Genomic DNA, 948 nt, shown 5'->3' on the forward strand with positions numbered 1-948 from the left:
AGTATGACCCCGATAACGGGACTGACAGCACGGTCTTCTCCTTTGGATGGGTTGCTTGGTTTCATGATTGAACCCAGCTGGGGCCGAGGACTTGTTCCCGAGATTGATGTCGGACCAAGTCCTTCGGATTGCTGGTTACTTGGAAAGACGCTGATCCGGTATATGTACTTAATGGCGTGGGTATCACGGGTGAAAATTTGAGGCATGAGTTCAAATCCTGTTGTCACAAAATCACGTGTATGGTCCCCACGGCAGCCTCTCTCGCTCGCACATACAGCGATCGTGAGTATCCGGATCCTTGGGAGAAAGTGCTCGACTATCGGCGGGTTCGAGAATACGCGGCCGAACACCCTAGCCACGGTCGCATCCGAGTCGGGAAGGCTCTCGACCTTCCGTCGGGCCGTGTTCGAGGATGGCTCGACGGAGGGATGCCGGACTCCGTCCGTGGGATTCAAACCGCAATTGATCACGGCTGGCTCGATCCAGATCCCGGGGGTGAGACGGCTGCCGCGCTCGTCGAGCTGCTCGCACACGTCCTCGCCGGCGGGAGCATCGCGGCCGAGACTTACAGTCCCGCGGTGACACCCGGGAAACGAGTGAGCCCCGCGGAGGTTCGGGACGCCTTCGAGCGCGTCGGCGTGAAGACGCGCACCCGCAACACAGACACACCCGGCCGCGCGACCGAGATCCTCCCCACGTGTGCCGGGACAGTCCTCGGTCGGTGTCTTGTCGCGATGGGTGCGCCGACCGGCGCAAAGACGTCGCTCGACCACCTCCCTGCGGTTGTGTGGGAGGTCCCTCGGTCGGTCCGGCGGTCGTTCGCGCGGATCTACGTTCGACACCGAGGTCTGAACTACGCCGACAAGTCAACGACCCGCGTTCAGGTCGAACGGCCGAGTTCGTTCATCGCGGAGCTGCGAGAGGTGCTCGACGACGTGATCGACGAGC

General features: G+C 61.8%; 2 protein-coding genes. Both read left to right on the forward strand.

Annotation, left to right across the window (positions count from 1 at the left end; translation table 11 throughout):
* Positions 1-201, forward strand: a 201-nt coding sequence (locus tag DVK07_RS23860; protein WP_233565540.1) for a hypothetical protein, incomplete at its 5' end; no start/stop codon positions are given.
* Between the two features lie 38 nt (positions 202-239).
* On the forward strand, positions 240-948 hold a 709-nt coding region (locus DVK07_RS19685), incomplete at its 3' end, for a hypothetical protein (RefSeq protein WP_121598529.1).

Source organism: Halorubrum sp. Atlit-26R (genome assembly GCF_003666015.1).
GTDB lineage: Archaea > Halobacteriota > Halobacteria > Halobacteriales > Haloferacaceae > Halorubrum.